The sequence below is a fragment of the Microbacterium sp. NPDC008134 genome (assembly GCF_042957055.1).
In the GTDB taxonomy this organism is placed as follows: Bacteria; Actinomycetota; Actinomycetes; order Actinomycetales; family Microbacteriaceae; genus Microbacterium.
On sequence record NZ_JBIBHO010000003.1, the window covers coordinates 31,739 to 48,911 of the forward strand.

Here is a 17,173-nt window from a genome sequence, read left to right on the forward strand (position 1 = left end):
GTCCGGGGCGTCAACCCCCTCCGGGTCCGCGTCGGATCGGACGTACCGTCGAACACACGCATCGAAGGAGGACGACATGAGCGATCCCGTGAGCAACGACCTGCACGACGACGACCACCAGAACACCCAGGGAACTCCGGGCGCCGACGAGGAGGCCGACACGGCCTCGGGCGGCGCCCCGGAAGAGCCCGACGAGGACTGAAGGTCCGATCCGGCTTTCGAATCGCTCATTTCGCCGTTCTCGGCATCCGATTTCTGCAAAGTGAGCGATTCGAAGACGGGAAACGGGAAGACCGGAGACGACAGGGGCGGGGTCGCACCCACGACCCCGCCCCTCTTTCATTCCCTCAGGTCAGGAAGCATCCGCCTCCGACGTGCCGGCCAGGACGGACCGACGGCGCCGCACCATCAGCACACCGAGCGCGAGGAGAAGCGCTGCGGCGATGCCGACGGGAACCGCGGGGAAATCCGAACCGGTCGACGCCAGCCCGTCGGGGCCGCCCGCAGCCGCTCCGCCGGCGGAGTCGCCGTCCGTCGCGCCACCGCCCGCAGTCGGCGCCGCAGCGACCGTGACCGCGAGCGAAGCGACCCCGGAGGGTGCGGTCGCGACGAGCGTGTGCGCTCCCACGTCGACCGAATCGGGAATCGAGACGACCGCGCTGGCCGCGCCGTCGGCGCCCACCGTGAGGGTGGCGAGGAGGACGGGCTCGGAGTGCAGCACCAGCTCGACCTCCTCACCCGCGACGAAGCCTGCGATGTCGATCGTCGCCGGTACGCCGATCTGCAGCGCACCTCCCTCCACCGCGATGTTCCGCGCGGGGGTTTCGCCCTCACCCGGTTCCACCTCGGCGATCGCGGTCGAGAGCACTCCCGCGACCTCTTCCACCTCCACCTGACTGACCTCGGCGTTGCCGGTGCCGGGCGTGGTGCGGTTCACCTTCGCGACGAGCGCACGCGCATCGTCGAGAGCCGTGTCGAGCGCAGCATCCGACACCGCTGCGGCGAGCGCGTCACCCTCGGCGATCAGCGCCTCGATCTCACTCGTGTCGACGATCTCCACCGTGACGCGCACGGGGGTGCCGGCGCTGAACTCGAAGATCAGACCCGAGGTCCCGAGCATCTTGTCGGCGTAGAAGGCCGGCGTCAGGCGGTACACGTCGACGCCCTCGGCGCCGGCCGCGACCGTGTAGTCGTCGGTGTCAAGCGATCCGACGACCGCCCCCGACGTCGTGACGTAGCGGATCGCGTCGAGCGTGGCGCCGTCGGCATCCGCGGTGAACTCCACCACGTTGTTCGGGTTGTCGGCCTGCGCGGGGTTGCGGTCGAACACTCCGATCGCGGGCGTGACGACCGGCTGGGCGCCGTCAGCGTTGCGGTAGACCGAGATGCGCGTGAGCGTCGGCTTGTAGATCTCGCCGGGCAGCATGCTCGTGATCGAGAGACGCAGCTTCGACGAGGTGATCGTGCCGAAGCCATCGACCACGGCATCACGACCGATGCCCGCGTCACGGGTGACGAAGGCCTCCCACTGCTCGGTCTCGGCGTTCCAGTTCTGGAGCGTGAAGTCCTTCACCCGCAGTCCCGTGCCCGAGTCGGTGAACTCATCGAGCACGACTTCGTCGAACTCGGTCTCGGCACCGAAGTCGATGTCGATCGTCAGCGGGAACTTCGCGTCGTCCGCGGCCGCCCACCGGGTGGTCGGATCGCCGTCGACGAGCTTGTCGGCCGAGAGCACGAAGTTCTGGTGCGGATGCGTCGAGCTCGCCGTCGCAGTCTTGCCCAGTGCGAGATCGACGCGGGTGTCGATGCCCTCCTCCTCGATCGGGTCGTCGTCGACGGGGTTCGTCACCACGGCACCGTTCGCAGTCTCGTGCAGACCGATGTCGGGGGCGTCACCGCGGTAAGACGGGTCGCCGAAGAAGTCGAACTCGCCGATGCGCTCGTTGTAGCGCCCAGCATCGACCAGCGGCGACGCGTCGTCGAGCCGAAAGAGGCTCGCCGACTGGCGGATGTTCTCGACCCCCGCGTCCTGCGCGTAGTCGGCGGGGTCGCCGACGAACAGCGGATCACCGATGACGGCCCGGTCGTCCTGCGGCTGCTGCGTCGAGTACTCGCCGCTCGCCTCGTAGTACGCGTTGTTCGAGAACACCGCCCGATCGAGGCCGCCGGGCTTCGCCGCCCACGTGGTCGTGTCGGTGGTGGAGGTGTTGTAGAAGATGTTGTTCGCGAAGTAGACACGGTCCTTCAGCACCTCGTCGTGCACCGACTCGAGGATCGACCCGTCGTAGACGAACACGTTGTTGAGCACGTACGTCGGCGAGTAGTTGCTCGACAGCATGTTCTTCCAGATCACGCCGTTGTCGTTGACGCTGAGGTTGTACCGAGCCACGGAGTTGCCGCTGTTGCCCATGTAGGCCATCCAGCCGCCCTTGTTGTCGTGCGAGTAGTTGTATTCGTACGTCACGTCGAAGTTGGTGAACTCGAGGTCCCACGGCGTCGCGTCGTACTGGTTCGCCGGGCCGTCGTAGATCTCGTTGAACCGCATCACCGACTCAGCACCGGCCCAGAGGTAGAGCCCAGCCGAAACCTGCTCGTAGCGCTGCAGCCACCCGTTGGCCTCGTTGTACTCGGCGAGCAGGTTCTTGGTGTTCGCGAACTGGTACGGCCCCTGGCCGATGCTCTCGGCGTAGTTGTGGGCGATGTGCACGTTGCGGCTGTAGAGGTCGCGGTCGCGCACCCAGAGCTGCTCCCACCCCTCGTGGAACTTGCCGCTCTCGTCGTTGTAGCCGACCTGGTCGCCGAACCAGTTGAAGCCGAACTGGATGGCATGCAGCTCGACGCGCTCGAACGTGTTGTTCACGATCTCGATGTCGCGGAAGTGGTGGCCGCCCGTCGCGTAGGCCCCGTACTGCTGAGATCCGAACACCTGGAAGTTCACGCCGCCGTAGTGGATGCGCTGCCAGACGCTCGGGCCGTCGATGTCGTGCACGTGGAGGTCGCGGATGACGATGCCGTCCATGATGGTGTCGGCGCCGGCGGGCAGCAGGTCGGCGTTGATCGACACCGAGACGCCGTCGCGCACGTAGGAGCCGCGTGTGATGTCGGTGGCGAAGTCGTCGTCGTTGCTGAGCTCGAGGTTCGCGATGTGCACGTACTCCTGGTTGCGCAGGTTCACGGCGCCGGTGAGGCCGACGGTCTGAATGTTCTTCGTCGTGCCCGAGGTGAAGGGGCTCGGCACATTGCCATTGGTGGCGATGTAGGGCAGGCCGTCTTCCGGGTCGCCGTAGGCGTCGATGACGATGGGCTTGCCCGCCTCGCCGGACCCCTTGGGCCAGAGCTGCTGGTCGTTCCACGTCTCCCCGCCCTTGAGCAGGATGCGGTCGCCGGGAAGGAAGGTGGTGGCGTTCGCCTTGTCGAGCGACTGCCAGGCGGTGGCCGCGGAGGTTCCGGATGCCGCGTCGTCACCGTCCGTGGCGTCGAGGAAGTAGTCGGTGCCACCGTAGGGGTTGGCCGTGGCGCCCGCCCAGCCGGTGTCGTCGACGTCGGCGACGGCGGGGGCAGTAGCGATGCCGACGAGGGCGGTCGTCGCGAGGATGCTCGTGAGAGTGAAGGCGCCGAAGCGCCGCCCTCGATGCCTCGGGGGGCTGTGTCGTGTCATTGCGGATCCCTTCTTCGGAGGTTGCTGGGGGAGCACGACGGCGGGGGCCGTCAGTCGGAAACGTTCTGGCGCGCGCGGGCGTCGTCGATCGCGGCGGTGAGCTTCTCGTCGAGCAGGACGCTGCGGATGCGTTCGCGATAGCGCTCGTAGGCGGCGTCGGTGTCGACATCGCGGGCGTCCACGCGGTAGATCGCCCACCCGGAACGAGACGGTTCGGGGCCGGTCGTTCCGCCGATGTCGGCGGCGCGGATCGCGGCGGCGGTCTCGGGGTTCCAGGCCCCGTCGACAAGTTCGGCATCCGCAACGGTGATCGTCTCGACCTGCACGCCTGCGGTGTCGCCGGTCGTCATCGCGCGATCGAGCACCGCCTGAGCCGCGCCCGGGTCGGGATCGTCGGTTCGGATCCGGGTGAGAGTATGAGTCGTCGCCGCGGACGCCCACTCCGACGATTCGGCATCGAAGCGCGCGCGCACCTCGTCGTCGCCGACGGCGAAGCGGGGGTCGTCGGAGGAGAGGAGCGCGCGGGCGGTCGCCTCGCGGATATCGGTGAGACTCTTGGAGTAGAACGTGCGGGCACTGTAGGCGATCGGCCCGTAGACGACCTCACCCGCCCGCTGCGCCTCGGCGCGTGCGGCGTTGACCTCGTCGAGCGCATCGAGAATGTCGGCCGGGCGCTCGAGGTCGGTCACTCCCGCCTCGCGGGCGACCTGGAGAAGCGCCACGTCATCTCGGAGGGAGTCGATCGCGGCCGCGCGCACCTCGTCGTCGTCGCCACCGGCCTGCTCGGCAGCGCGACCGGCGCGGTCGATCCCGATCGCGAGCTCCCCGTCGGTGAGCACGATCCCGTCGATCTCTGCGCGCGCCGGCGACGACACCGCGAGCGGAATAGCCACGGCACCCACCGCCACCAGAGCGAGCACACCCGAGCCCCACGCGGCGAGCCGCCGCCGATGCTGCCGTCTGTCCACGCTGTCTCCCTCGTCGGATCCGTGTTCAGGAGGATGGCACAAATTGTGATGGATGACAATAGTTACGACAGAACATCACCCGTTCGGCTTCAACCCCGGAAAGCCATGGGTGATATCGATGCCAATCACACCCCATAATGGATCTCATGCTTTCTGCTCTCGTCACCCCCGCGCCCGACGCGACTGTTCCGGCGTCACCCGCGCCGACGCTCACCTGGGCCGGGAACCGCCTCCTGCGCGAGAGCACGCCCACCCGCATCCTCGCGGGATCGCTGCACTACTTCCGCGTGCACCCCGACCAGTGGCGCGACCGCCTGCAGCGACTGCGAGACCTGGGGCTCAACACGGTCGACACCTACGTGCCGTGGAACTTCCACCAACCGCGCGCGGGCGAGGCCCCCGACTTCACCGGATGGCGCGACATCGTCGCCTTCCTCACGATCGCCGCCGAGGTCGGCCTCGATGCGATCGTGCGCCCCGGGCCCTACATCTGCGCGGAGTGGACCAACGGCGGACTCCCGACCTGGCTCACGGCATCCGGCATCCCCCTGCGCACCGCAGACCCGCGCTTCCTCGAAGCGGTCGATGCGTGGTTCGCCGACCTGCTCCCCCGGATCACCGACCTGCAGGCGAACGTCGGCGGCCCGGTGATCGCAGTGCAGGTCGAGAACGAGTTCGGCAGCTACGGCGACGACCCGACGTACGTGTCCGAGGTCGCACGACTCCTGCGCGCGCACGGCATCACCGAGATGCTCTACACGGCCGACGGCCCGACCGACCTCATGCTCGACGCCGGCATGCTGCCCGACACCCTCGCCGCGCTGACACTCGGCTCGCAGCCCGGAGCCGCACGCGATCTCATCCGCCGCCGACGCCCCGACGAGCCCTTCTTCGTCGCTGAGTTCTGGAACGGCTGGTTCGATCACTGGGGCACGGCGCACCACGTGCGCGGCACGGCAAGCGCGGCCGGCACGCTCGCCGGCATCATCGACGACGCCGGGAGCGTCAGCATCTACATGGCCCACGGCGGCACCAACTTCGGCCTCTGGTCGGGGGCGAACCGTGTCGACGGGCGCCTGATGGCGACGACGACGAGCTATGACTCCGACGCCCCGATCGCCGAGGATGGCACTCTCACTCCGAAGTTCTTCGCCATGCGCGAGGTGCTCGGTGCGACCGAGCCGGTACGCAGCACCCAGCCCGAGTTCCTCCCCCCGCGGCGGATCGATGTCGCGCGCGGCGCCGACCTGCTGGCCATCCTGGATGCCGCGGCCGACGCCTCGCACCCGGTCGCGGCGACGAGCAGCTTCGAGGAGCTCGGTGCCGACGACGGCTTCGTCCGTTACACGGCTGACGCCCTCCTCCCCGATCGCGATGTGCGCCTGGTCTTCGAGCGCATCGCCGACCGCGCATTCGTGTTCGTCGACGGCGAGCCGGTCGGCGAGATCGAGGAGCGCGGCGAGATCGAGGTGCGCGGACACGGCACTCGTGCGCGCATCGTCGTTCTGGTCGAGAACCGCGGGCGCGTGAATTACGGGTCGTCGATCGGCGAGCGCAAGGGAATGCTCGGCCCCGTGCTGGTGGATCGTCGGATCGTGCAGCACTGGGAGGCATCCGCCGTCGATCCCACGTCGTTCGACGTCGACGCCCGGCGACGCCTCTCGGCACACACGGATGCCGGGGCCGCCGATTCGGTACGACCCGGCTTCGCTACGGCATCCTTCGAGATCACGGATGCCGTGCGCGACACGCACCTGGCCCTCCCCGGCTGGGGCACCGGCATCGTCTGGGTCAACGGCTTCCTGCTGGGGCGCTACGCCGAGGTCGGACCGCAGCAGACGCTGTACGTGCCCGCACCGCTGCTGCGCGCCGGCGCGAACGAGATCGCGCTGCTCGAGCTGCGCCGTCGCGGCGGAGCCCTCGAGCTGCGAGCGACCGCCGAGCTCGGCCCCGAAGAGGAGTACGTCGAGGAGTTCTGAGGGTCAGCGCGCGGGGGGTGCGGTGCTGCCGCGCACGATCAGCTCGGGCGCGATGTGCGCGTTGCGCTGCTCGTCGCCCGCGCCGTCGAGCTCGGCGATCACTCTCTCGACCGCGAGCTCTCCCATGCGCTCGAACGGCTGCCGAACGGTCGTCAGAGGCGGCGACACGTACTGCGCCACCGGGATGTCGTCCATGGCGACGACCGAGATGTCACCCGGCACGTCGCGCCCCAGCTCGCGCAGCGCATGGATCACACCGATCGCCATCTCGTCGGACGAGACGAACACGGCGGTCGCGTCGGCCACCCTGCCGAGAACGAGACCCAGTTGATAGCCGGATGCCGGGGTCCAGTCGCCGTTGAGCACGGGCGGCGCGGTCTTGCCGGCTTCGGCTAGCGCGGCGGCCCACCCCTGGGTGCGCCCCGAGGCGTCCTTCCAGTTCGCCGGCCCGGCGATGTGCCAGACGGTCTCGTGCCCGAGGTCGATGAGATGCTGTGTCGCGAGGCGACCCGCAGCCTCCTGATCGAGGTCGACCACGACGTCGGCGGCCGAGGTATCGGCGTCGATGACGGCCGTCGGGATGCCGTGCACGGCCTTCGCGAGGGCCGGCTCATCCCAGATCGGCACCGCGATCACGAGGGCGTCGACGCCCTGGTCGCGCAACCGTCCGATTCCGCCGGCGATGGCCGCAGCCGAGACCGAGGTCGTGCCGGCCGAGGAGACGAAGTAGCCGCGTGCACGCGCCGCCCGGTGGATGCCGAGCATGATCGAACTCGCCGCGTATTGATCCGATTCGTGAGTGAGCACGCCGATGGTCATGCTGCGGCCCGTGACGAGCGCCCGCGCGAGGCCCGTGCGCCGATAGCCCGTGCTCTCGACGGCGTTCTCGACCTGCAGGCGGGTCACCTCGGAAACGTTGGGGTGGTCGCGGAGCACGCGCGAGACGGTCTGCGGAGACACTCCCGCCAAGGCGGCGACATCCGCCATGGTCGGAGGGCGGACGCGGCCCGCGTTGGTGGTCTTCGGCATATCCGTTCCGGTGGGATCGACAGCGCCCCTGGTGGCGTGTTGCCTCATGTTAGCGGATGTGATCGGTGCCGCCGGGGACGTCACCAGGCCCCCGTCCGGCGGAAGACCCGCACTTGCGACATAGCCACGGGGCCACGGCATCCGACGATCTCGACCTCGACCGCGCGCACGCCGTCGACCGCGGCGTCGATGATGCGCTGGGCACCCACCGACGCTCCGCGGCGCTCCGCGAGCACGGTGCCGTCGGCCGCACGGAAACGCACCGCGAATCCGTCGATGCGCTGCCCCAGAGCGATGTCCTCCCGCAGCGCGACCCCGGCGATGTCGGCATCCGCTGCGAAACGCAGAGTGACGGATGCCGGAACGTCGCGGGTCGCGACATACCACCCCCCACCGGCGCCCGGCGCGGCGGACAACGGCGCCGTCGAGTAATCGGCCGTAGCCGTCGGGGCGATGTCGCTCTCATCGAGTGAGCGGATGAGATCGCCCAGGCGCGCGAGCATCACGCGGTCGGACTCGGCGATGCGTCCGGTGGCCGCCGGCGGCACATTGAGCAGGAACGTCGCGTTGCCACCGACACTGCGCCGATAGATCTCGAAGAGTTCGTCGGGCGAGCGCACCGCGTCGTCCTCGACAGGGTGGTGGAACCATCCGGGCCGCGTCGAGGTGTTCACCTCGGCGGGGTACCAGACCAGCGGCTCCGTCGACGCGAGCAGCGCATCGCGACCACCGAGATCCTCCTCGTCGCTGCGCACGATGCGCGAGAACAAGCCGTCGTCGACCTGCTGCGAACGCGACGCGGTCGACTCCGCTTCACGGAGGGAGGCCGGCACGACGCTCCACTCCTCGGCACGGGTGTGCCCCGCCTCGTTGCCGCACCACCGCACGTCCGGGCCGCACACGCTGATCGCGGCATCCGGTTGCAGGCGACGCACGAGCTCGTAGTAGCGGTCCCAGTCGTAGTACTGGCGGCGACCGTCGGCGCCCTCGCCGTTGGCGCCGTCGAGCCAGACCGAGAAGATCGGCCCGTAGCCGGTGAGCAGTTCGGTGAGCTGCGCGACGAAGAAGTCGTCGTACGGCGTTCCCGTGCCGTAGGTCGCCTCGGTGCGGTCCCATGGCGAGAGGTAGACCCCGAAACCGAGCCCCTCGGCCGCGCACGCCTCGGCGACCTCGCGCACGAGGTCACCCGCGCCACCCCGCCATGGGCTCGCCGCCACGGTGTGCGCGGAGTGCGCACTCGGCCACAGGGCGAAGCCGTCGTGGTGCTTGCAGGTGAGGATCACCGCGGTCATCCCGGCGGCTGCGAGGTCGCGCACCCAGGCGCGGGCATCGACGTCGGCGGGATCGAACAGGGCCGGGTCCTCGTGCCCGAGCCCCCATTCGCGGTCGGTCATGGTGTTCATGCCGAAGTGCAGGAAGCCGTAGAACTCCCGTCGTTGCCAGGCGAGCTGGCGGTCAGTGGGCACGACGGCCGCGGCTTCGGCGAGACGGGCGGATGCCGTGGTCGACGGTGCCGCGGTCACTTGTGCCTCCGGTTGAAGATCGCGAGCTGCGCGATGAGCACGGCGAGGGCACCGAGCATCGTCAGCAGCTGGGGCCAACCAGTCGTCTGCTGCGCGACGATGATCGTCGTGATCGCGGCGACGAACACGACGGCGTGGACGATGCCGACGACGAGCGCCTGCACGTCGATCGTGCGGCGGGTGGGACGAGCGGTCATTTGATGCCTCCCCCGCCGACGGACTGCAGCAGTCGGCGCTGGACGATGAGATAGAAGACGATGACGGGCACCATCACGATGACCATGCCCGCGTAGAGCTGGCCGTAGTCGGCCGCCGCGCGCTGCGCCTGGAACAGGTTGAGGAGCCCGACCTGCACCGTCTTGTTCTCGCCCGGCATGAGGGTGAGCGAGATGATGAAGTCGTTCCAGTACGCCAGGAAGTTGAACAGCAGCGCGGTGTTGATCACGGGCGAGGCGAGCGGGAGCATCACCGACACCATCGTGCGCAGACGCGAGCTGCCGTCGAGCGTCGCCGCCTCTTCGTACTCGACGGGGATCGTCCGGAAGAACGACGTGAGCAGGTAGATCGTGAACGGCAGCGACGTGGCCGCGTAGACGAGCGCGAGCACGGCGAGATTGTCGATGAAGAACCCGCCGCGGAGGACGTCTCTCAGCGCACGATCCCAGCCGAGCAGCATCAGGAAGATCGGGATGACGATGTAGTTGACGTTGATGAAGAGTCCGGCGAGCAGCAGCACCTCGATCACGGACTTCCCGCGGAAGTCGAAGCGCGCCAGCACGTAAGCGGCGGGCACGGCCACGACCAGGCAGATCGCGAGGGCGAGAGCCGTCACGAGCACCGAGTTGAGGAAGTACTCGCCGATGCGGGCGTTGACGAACGCCTGCACGAAGTTGTCCCAATGCACGCCGAGCGGGATCGCCCACGGGCTCTCGTAGAACTCCGGCTTGGTCTTGATCGAGGCCATGAAGACCCAGGCGACCGGGATGAGGATGGCGAGGGAGATCGCGCCGAGCAGGATGTTGACCAGCACGCGGTAGGTGCGATCGCTCGCCGCGCGGCCTCGGGTCGGGGTGAGGAAGGCCATCAGAACTGCTGCACCTCTCGCTTGGTTGACCGATTGATGATGAGCGCCAGCGCGAACGAGAAGATGAAGATCACGACGCCGATAGCCATGCCGTATCCGTAGCTCGAGTTCGTGTACGCCTGCTTGTACATATAATTGAGCAGCACGTCGGAGGAGCCGTTCGGACCTCCGTCGGTCATCGCCCGCACGAGCACGAAGGCGAGATTGACCGAGGAGATGATGAAGAACGTGAGCGTGGTGCGCAGCGTGCTCCACACCAGCGGAAGGGTCACGTCGAAGAATCGCCGGAGCGCGCCTGCGCCGTCGAGGGCCGCGGCCTCGTAGACATCGGCGGGGATCGAGCTCATCCCGCCCATGTAGAGCAGCACGTAGTAGCCGAGCGACTGCCACAGCATGGCGAGGGCGATGCTGTACATGATGATCTTCTCGTCACCGAGCCAGACCTGGGTGAGGTTCTCGAGCCCGACGGCGCTGAGCGATCCGTTGATCAGACCGTTCTTCTGGTCGTACACGGCCGAGAAGATCGCGGCCACGACCACGATCGAGAGCACGCTGGGCAGGTACAGCACGAACCGGTAGAAGTTGCGGGCGCGGATGCGCGGGTTCACCATGATCGCGGCGATACCGAGCGCCCCGGCCATCGTCACGATGGTGACGATCACGAGCAACAGGATCGTGTTCTGGAACGAGCGCACGAACTGCATGTCGCCGAGGAGGGCTGTGAAGTTGTCGAAACCGATGAAGGTCTGCGAGCCGCCGAAGCCGGTCCACTGGAACAGCGACATGCGGAACACGTCGATAGTCGGCACGACCATGAAGACGAAATAGAGCACGAACGCCGGGAGCAGGCAGAACAGGATGAAACGACCGCGACCTCGATGCATCGCGGAGCGGGTTTTGGCCACGGGGTGTCCTTCGGGCGTGGGGATGGAAATGCGGGGCCGCCGACGGGTCGGCGGCCCCGCAGCGTGTCACTGGGCGGCTGCGCCGAGCTTGTTGCTGGCGTCGTTGACCGCCGCCTGCCACTCGTCCAGGCTCATGGTGCCCGAGATCACACTGTTGGCCGAATCGAACAGCGTCGCCTTGAGGTCGACACCCGGCACCGGCGTGGTCGCCGCGAAGCTGCCGACGAGCGCCTTGACCCCGTCGCCGGAGTACCCGGCGTAGAACTGCGCGGAGTCTCCGCTGAGTCCGTCGGCGAGTCCGACGATCGGCTGGATGGCGCCGGTTCCGGCGAAGATCTCCGCCGCCTCGTCGGAGTAGAGGTAGGCGAGGAACGTCTTGGCCTCCTCTTTGTGGGTCGCCTCGGACGGGATCCAGGCCGACTCGACGAACGTGGTGAGGTAGCGCTCGCCGCCTGCCTCGGGGGCGGGTACCGCCGTGAGACCCCACGCGAAACCGTCGCTGCGCGGAGCATCCGCCATCTCGTTCGCGATCCAGGTGCCGTTGGGCATGAAGATCGACGTGCCGTCGAGGATCGTCTGCTGATTCTTGGTGAAGTCCTGGCCGTTGGCGTAGCCGACGGTCGTGGGCGCGGTGTACTCGGTGAGCAGCTCGGTGGTGAGCTCGAGCACCTCGCGTGCCTCCGGCTGCATCCAGACGTCTTCCTGGTAGGTCATGACGTCGGTGTAGAAGTCCTCCCCACCCGCGGCCGCGAGCAGCGAGAAGAAGTAGGAGTCGAGGTATCCGGCGGTCGGGTACGTGAAGAGCGAGATGCCCTCCGCCTTCGCGGCCTCGCCGAGGGCGAAGAACTCGTCGAAGTCGGTCGGCACCTCCCAGCCGTGCGCGTCGAGGAGGCCCTGGTCGTAGACGAGACCCGTGGGCGAGGCGAACATCGGCAGCAGGTAGACGCTGTCGTCGCCGTAGGGGTTGGTGTTGAGGTTGCCGACGATGCCCTCGGTGAGCTTCTCGCCGACGGTGACGTCTTCGCCCGGGACGGTGAGGTCGAGCACGTCGGAGAGGTCTTCGAGGCCGCGGTCGCGGATGAAGCCCTCGGTGAAGCCCTCCTTCGCGCCCTGCCCGAGCACGACGACATCGGGGTAGTCGCCCGCGGCGACCTGCGGCGTCAGCTCCTGGGCGAGGGTCTTGCTGGTGACGAGCTCGACGTCGATGTCGGGGTTCGCCTTCTCGAAGGCTGCGACGACGTCGGCGTACATCTCGGCGCCGTAGCCGCCTTCGAACGCGGCGACCTTGAGCGTGTCGCCGGAGTCGGCATCCTGCCCTCCGGCGCCGCTGCAGCCGGCGATGAGCGAGACGCTGGCGATCATGGCGACCGCGCCTGCGATGGTCTTCTTCTTCACGGGGGTCCTCTCGGGTTTCTGCATGATCATCGCCCGGGCGAGGGTGCAGCCCGGTGCTGTCGTGATCGGGGTGTGAGACTTCGTCGTTCCGCGGCTCAGAGAGGAGCCGTGGAGATAGTGTGTCACACTTTGGCATCGATGCCAACATAAACATCCGATGTTCAATCCCGGGCGTCCGGAACGCACGGAGGGGTCGAGACACGCCGCGCGCGCGAGCGCGAATGCGGCGTGTCTCGACCCCTCGGGTACCGGAGAGTCAGTCCTCGGACGACAGGGCGAGCCGGCGGCGGCGGATCACCAGGAGTCCGCCCGCGGCCAGGAGCAGGAGCGCCGCGGTGAGCGACCAGCCGAGCACGAGGCCCGTGGCGGCGAGATCGCCGTCGGAACCCGAGCCGCCCGTGCCGCCGTCGGCACCCCCACCCGACCCGCCACCCGGGGTCCCGGGCTCGCCCGGCTCACCCGGGTCGACCGGCACCGCGGTCACCTCACCCGCGAAGGCGCGGGTCGACGGCTCGCCGATCCCGTTGTCGGCGGAGACCGTGAAGGCGTAGGCACCGACCGTCGTCGGCGTGCCGACCAGCTCGCCCGTCGCGGCATCGAGGGTCAGGCCGTCGGGCAGCGCCCCGGCCACGACCGCATACGTCGGCGCCGGAACACCGGATGCCTGCAGCACACCCGTGATCGCCGTGCCGGCGACCAGCGCGGGGATCTCGCCCTCGATCGCACCGGGAGCAGCATCATCGACCGCTCCGGGAACGAGCACGCGCAGCGCTGTCAAAGACGGGTCGCCCTCGCTCCATCCCGTGCTGAGCGCGACGTACCGAGCCGTCGCATCGACGGCCACCGCACCGTGCGTGGTTCCGGCCTCGATCGATCCGACGTCGCGGAACGTGCGGCCGTCATCGCTCACCGAGACCGTGGCGGCAGGCGCGCCCTCGCCCGCCCACAGCGTCGTCACGGTGCCGATCGGCTGCGCGGCGCCGAGGTCGGTCACCATCCGCCCGTCCGCGCCCGGGGTCCACGCGGTGGCCGGATCGCCGTCGACCGCGTTCCGGGGCGGGGTCATGCCGTCGGGCAGGACGGATGCCGGGAACGTCAGGGTGTCGAGCGCCCGATCGGGCACCGGGAACGGGGTCGCGCCGGGGAAGCTCGCGGCGGCGGCCACGGCCGGCTCGCCGACGGGCAGCGCCCGCGTCTCCCCCGTCTCGGCGTTCGTGACGTCGATCGTGGGCACCGCGGCGGCTGCCTCCACGCGCACGTCGGCCGCGGCATCCGCGATCCGGATCGTGCGTCCGTCGACGACCGAGACGCCGACGCCCGCGGCCTTCGCGACCTCGGTGGCCACCGTCGCCCGCGGAGCGAGCACGACCGCGTCTCCGGCCGGAACCGTGACGGTCAGGGTCGAGGCATCCGCCCCGAATGTCTGGTCGCCGGCGAACAGCGCCACCGTCTCCCCGGCGTAGGGGATCGTGACGTCGGTCGTGACGTCGGAACCCGTGAGGTTGAACGCGGTGAGGTAGCCGTCGAGCGAGCTGACGAGCAGCCCCTCGGCCGACGGCTGCGGCGCGGCGTCCTGAGCCGCCGTCGCCGCAGCGTCGCCCGGCACCATCTCGACGAGCAGCGGGCGATCGCCGCCGCCGAGCCGGAGTGCGTTGATGCCGGGCTTCTCAGCCGACACCGTGATGGGGGCCTGGCCGCCGCGCACGACGAACCCGGCCTGATCCTCGACGTTGATCCACGATCCCTCGGTCGACGTCACCTGGTCGCCGGTGTAGCGGAAGCTCGCGGCATCCGTCCACGTCACGCCGTCGGCGGAGGTCTGGATGCGGTACTCGCGGCCGGCCGAGACCTCCCACCCGAGCTGCACCTGGGCGATCGCGGTCGGGGCACCGAGGTCGACCTGGATCCACGAGTCGGCACGCGTGCGATCCGTCTTCGACACGGCCCAGCGCGAGGCGGCGTCGTTGTCGGTCACGCTCGACGGGGCGCGGCCCGTGTCAGCGCTGGATGCCGTCGCCGGCTTGCCCGCCGCCGCGTCGACACCCGCGGGGGTGAGCGCACGCATCGTGTACAGCGAGTATCCGTAGGCCGGGTCGCCCTGCACGCCCTGCATGCGCACGAACCGCGTCTCGACCGGGGCCGGGGCGCTCGCACCCGCCGGCGTCAGGTCGACCGTGTCGAGGCGATCGACGTTGGCGTCGACCCCGCCGGTGTACGCGGTCTGCGTCGTCCAGTGCTCGCCGTCGACCGACGTCTGCACGAGGTAGCGCTCTCCGGCGCTGGCTTCCCACGCCAGACGCACCGAAGACACGGTGCGCTCGCTGCCGAGGTCGACCTGGATCCACGAGTCGGCACGCGTGCGATCGGCCCGCGACACCGCCCAGCGGGTCGTCGGGTTCGCGTCTGTGACGGTCGACGCGAGGCGCGCCGGGTCTTCGCTCGACGCGGTCGCGGGCCGGCCGGCGGCGAGGTCGGTCGTGGCCTCGGCATCCGCACCGTAGGCGTGGAACGAGTACAGCGAGTAGCCGAACTGCGCGTTGCCCTGCTGGCCCTGCATGCGCACGTAGCGCGCCGACACCGGGTCGAACGACAGATCGTCGATGCGGGCGGCGTTCGCATCGGCCGGGTTCGGCGGCGTCACGACGGGGATCGTGTCGGTCACCGAGCCCTCGGCCGTGAAGTACGTCCTCGATCCGTCGAGGCCGTTGTACCCGCCCATGTCGAGGTTGCGCACCGACACCGAGCCGTCCTGCCAGCCCGCGCCCGTCGACGCGTAGAGCGCCGCACCGGTCGGCAGCGTGACCTGCCCGGCGTAGCCTTCGCCGACCCGGAAGACGGATGCCGTGCCCTCGAAGCCGTCGCGGGCACCGGTGTAGGTGCTGGTGCGGCGGTCGTCGACCGTCGCGGCCGAGTTCGGGTAGAGGTACGGGGTTGCGCCCGAGAGCGCGAACATCCACGAGTCGTGGCCGGGCACCCACGGGAACTTCAGGAACCCCTTCTTGCTGGATGCCGCGGCCCAGGCATCCGCCGTCTGCTGCACCGAGAGCCCCGGGCCCGCGCCGAAGTCGCGCACACCGGCGAGCTTCGCGAAGAACTCGTCCTGCGGGGTCGGTGCGACCGGCCCCTCGTCGGACTCGGCGGCGGCGACGTGCAGCAGGTACGAGATCGCGATCTCGGCGCGCGCCTCGGGCTCGTACTTCGGCTCTCCCGAGAACTTCGCCAGCCGGTCGACCGGTGCGTACGCCTGGTAGGCCTCGAGCGATGCGGCCATGTTCGCCTCGGCGCGCACGGCGTCGGGGTCGCGCAGCACCTGGCCGAGGAAGGCCATCGGGATCACGTCGCGCCCGTACAGGTACTCGCGGTCGTTGACCATGGGCATGAACGGCTCGCCCTGGTTCGACATCACCATCTTGATCGACTCCCAGAGCTCCGCCGAGTTCGGCTGGTGCTTCAGGTACTCGGGGATCGGCTGGCCGTTCAGCACGAACTGGATCGCGTTGCGTCCACCCGAGCGCCAGATGTCGGACTGGTAGTGCGGGCCGAACGATCCGTGGTTCTCGACGAGGTAGGTGTCGTAGATGGTCTGCATCGTGTTGGTCGACACGGGCTTGCCGGCGACGATCGCCGGGTTGTTGAGGTCGGCGGTCGGCTGGCCGGCGGCGTTGCGCGCCCAGTCGCCGAGCTGCTCATCCCAGCGCGCGGCATCCGCATGGCCGGGCGCCCAGGCGAGGCCCGGCGCGAGGGCCTGCGTGTAGACGCCGGCCTCCTCCTGCGCGGTGTCGCCCTCGTGCTTGCCCGTGGGCCAGTCGGCGGTCCACGAACCCGAGAGCGGGTCGTTGCCGTAGTTCAGATCGGAGGTGTACGCCGACTGACCGATCGCGATGGTCTCGAGGTTCTTCTGCGTCGTGGCGTCGAGCTGGTCCCACAGCACTCGGCCGGCATCGAGGAAGTACGACTGGAACGTCGAGTCCCAGAAGAGCTTCTTGCCCCACGTACCGTTCGGATCGACGAAGCGGTTCTTCGCGGCGTAGTAGCGGATCGTGTCGACCGTGCGCTGCTGCAACTGGTTCTTCGGGATGCCGGTGACCTCGGCGTCGTACTCGCCGTGGGTGAGGATCACGGCGTTGCCGAGCACGACCGCGAAGTTGAAGTCCTTGAACTGGTAGGCGCCGATCGCCGGATCCCAGACGGTGTTCGTCCAGCGGGTGTGGCGCAGGAGGGCCGCGTAGTAGTCGGCGGCGATGTCGTCGGGGGCACCGAAGGCCGCGGTCTTCACGACCGGGGCGGCGGATGCTTGCGCTGCCGGGGCGAGGGCGGCGAGCGGCGCCGCGAGCGCGGCGGCCAGGGCGAAGGTCGTCGCGCGACGGAGGAGGCCGCGGCGGCGAGAGTTCGTCGGGTCGGGGGTGGTCGCGCGGTCTGCTGTTTCGCGGCGGGTGGGACCGGAGCGGGCCATGGGGGTGTCTCCTGGGATCAGCGGCCTTCGGGCGCCGCGTGCGGATCGACAGGAGTCATCGGAGATGGTTCGGAATGACAACGCTGTCAGAACGGGTGCAGCAACAGTAACGCGGGCGCGGCGTGGGCGTCAAGCATCCGATTTCACCGCCCCACCCGGCTTTCGAATCGCTCACCTTG

11 protein-coding genes are annotated in these 17,173 nt (G+C 69.1%); 2 read left to right on the plus strand and 9 right to left on the minus strand.

What is annotated here, in order from left to right; genetic code table 11:
• Nucleotides 1-76 precede the first annotated feature (76 nt).
• Nucleotides 77-202, plus strand: coding sequence for a hypothetical protein (locus ACFY9N_RS13695; RefSeq protein WP_281732843.1), 126 nt, complete (start codon nt 77-79; stop codon nt 200-202).
• A gap of 150 nt (nt 203-352) precedes the next feature.
• Here the strand turns inward: ACFY9N_RS13695 and ACFY9N_RS13700 are convergent, their stop codons facing one another.
• Together ACFY9N_RS13700 and ACFY9N_RS13705 are read right to left on the minus strand one after the other, a co-directional pair.
• Nucleotides 353-3,658 (minus strand): discoidin domain-containing protein, encoded by a 3,306-nt coding sequence (locus tag ACFY9N_RS13700; RefSeq protein WP_391479283.1) that lies wholly within the window; start codon nt 3,656-3,658, stop codon nt 353-355.
• Nucleotides 3,659-3,708: 50 nt separating this feature from the next.
• Complete coding sequence (locus ACFY9N_RS13705; protein ID WP_391479284.1) at nt 3,709-4,626, minus strand: peptidyl-prolyl cis-trans isomerase; 918 nt, start codon at nt 4,624-4,626, stop codon at nt 3,709-3,711.
• A gap of 146 nt (nt 4,627-4,772) precedes the next feature.
• Between ACFY9N_RS13705 and ACFY9N_RS13710 the strand changes: the two genes are divergently transcribed.
• A complete protein-coding gene (locus tag ACFY9N_RS13710) occupies nt 4,773-6,605 on the plus strand; it encodes a beta-galactosidase (protein ID WP_391479285.1) in 1,833 nt (610 codons plus the stop codon).
• Nucleotides 6,606-6,608: 3 nt separating this feature from the next.
• On the opposite strand, the gene ACFY9N_RS13715 is transcribed toward ACFY9N_RS13710, so the two are convergent.
• From ACFY9N_RS13715 to ACFY9N_RS13745, 7 genes are all read right to left on the minus strand, one after another.
• Nucleotides 6,609-7,634: a LacI family DNA-binding transcriptional regulator gene (locus tag ACFY9N_RS13715; protein ID WP_391479287.1), complete on the minus strand. Its 1,026-nt coding sequence runs from the start codon at nt 7,632-7,634 to the stop codon at nt 6,609-6,611.
• A gap of 80 nt (nt 7,635-7,714) precedes the next feature.
• The gene (locus ACFY9N_RS13720) at nt 7,715-9,157 is read right to left on the minus strand and encodes an alpha-L-fucosidase (protein ID WP_391479288.1); all 1,443 of its coding nucleotides are present in this window, start codon (nt 9,155-9,157) and stop codon (nt 7,715-7,717) included.
• A complete protein-coding gene (locus ACFY9N_RS13725; protein ID WP_391479290.1) occupies nt 9,154-9,354 on the minus strand; it encodes a DUF6903 family protein in 201 nt (66 codons plus the stop codon). Before ACFY9N_RS13725 ends, ACFY9N_RS13720 begins: the two co-directional genes overlap by 4 nt.
• Nucleotides 9,351-10,241, minus strand: a complete 891-nt coding sequence (locus tag ACFY9N_RS13730) for a carbohydrate ABC transporter permease (RefSeq protein WP_391479291.1) — start codon at nt 10,239-10,241, stop codon at nt 9,351-9,353. Before ACFY9N_RS13730 ends, ACFY9N_RS13725 begins: the two co-directional genes overlap by 4 nt.
• The gene (locus ACFY9N_RS13735; RefSeq protein ID WP_391479293.1) at nt 10,241-11,146 is read right to left on the minus strand and encodes a carbohydrate ABC transporter permease; all 906 of its coding nucleotides are present in this window, start codon (nt 11,144-11,146) and stop codon (nt 10,241-10,243) included. Before ACFY9N_RS13735 ends, ACFY9N_RS13730 begins: the two co-directional genes overlap by 1 nt.
• A gap of 66 nt (nt 11,147-11,212) precedes the next feature.
• Nucleotides 11,213-12,541 (minus strand): carbohydrate ABC transporter substrate-binding protein, encoded by a 1,329-nt coding sequence (locus ACFY9N_RS13740; RefSeq protein WP_391479294.1) that lies wholly within the window; start codon nt 12,539-12,541, stop codon nt 11,213-11,215.
• A 256-nt stretch (nt 12,542-12,797) separates the two neighbouring features.
• Nucleotides 12,798-16,994 (minus strand): discoidin domain-containing protein, encoded by a 4,197-nt coding sequence (locus tag ACFY9N_RS13745; RefSeq protein WP_391479296.1) that lies wholly within the window; start codon nt 16,992-16,994, stop codon nt 12,798-12,800.
• Nucleotides 16,995-17,173: the final 179 nt, after the last annotated feature.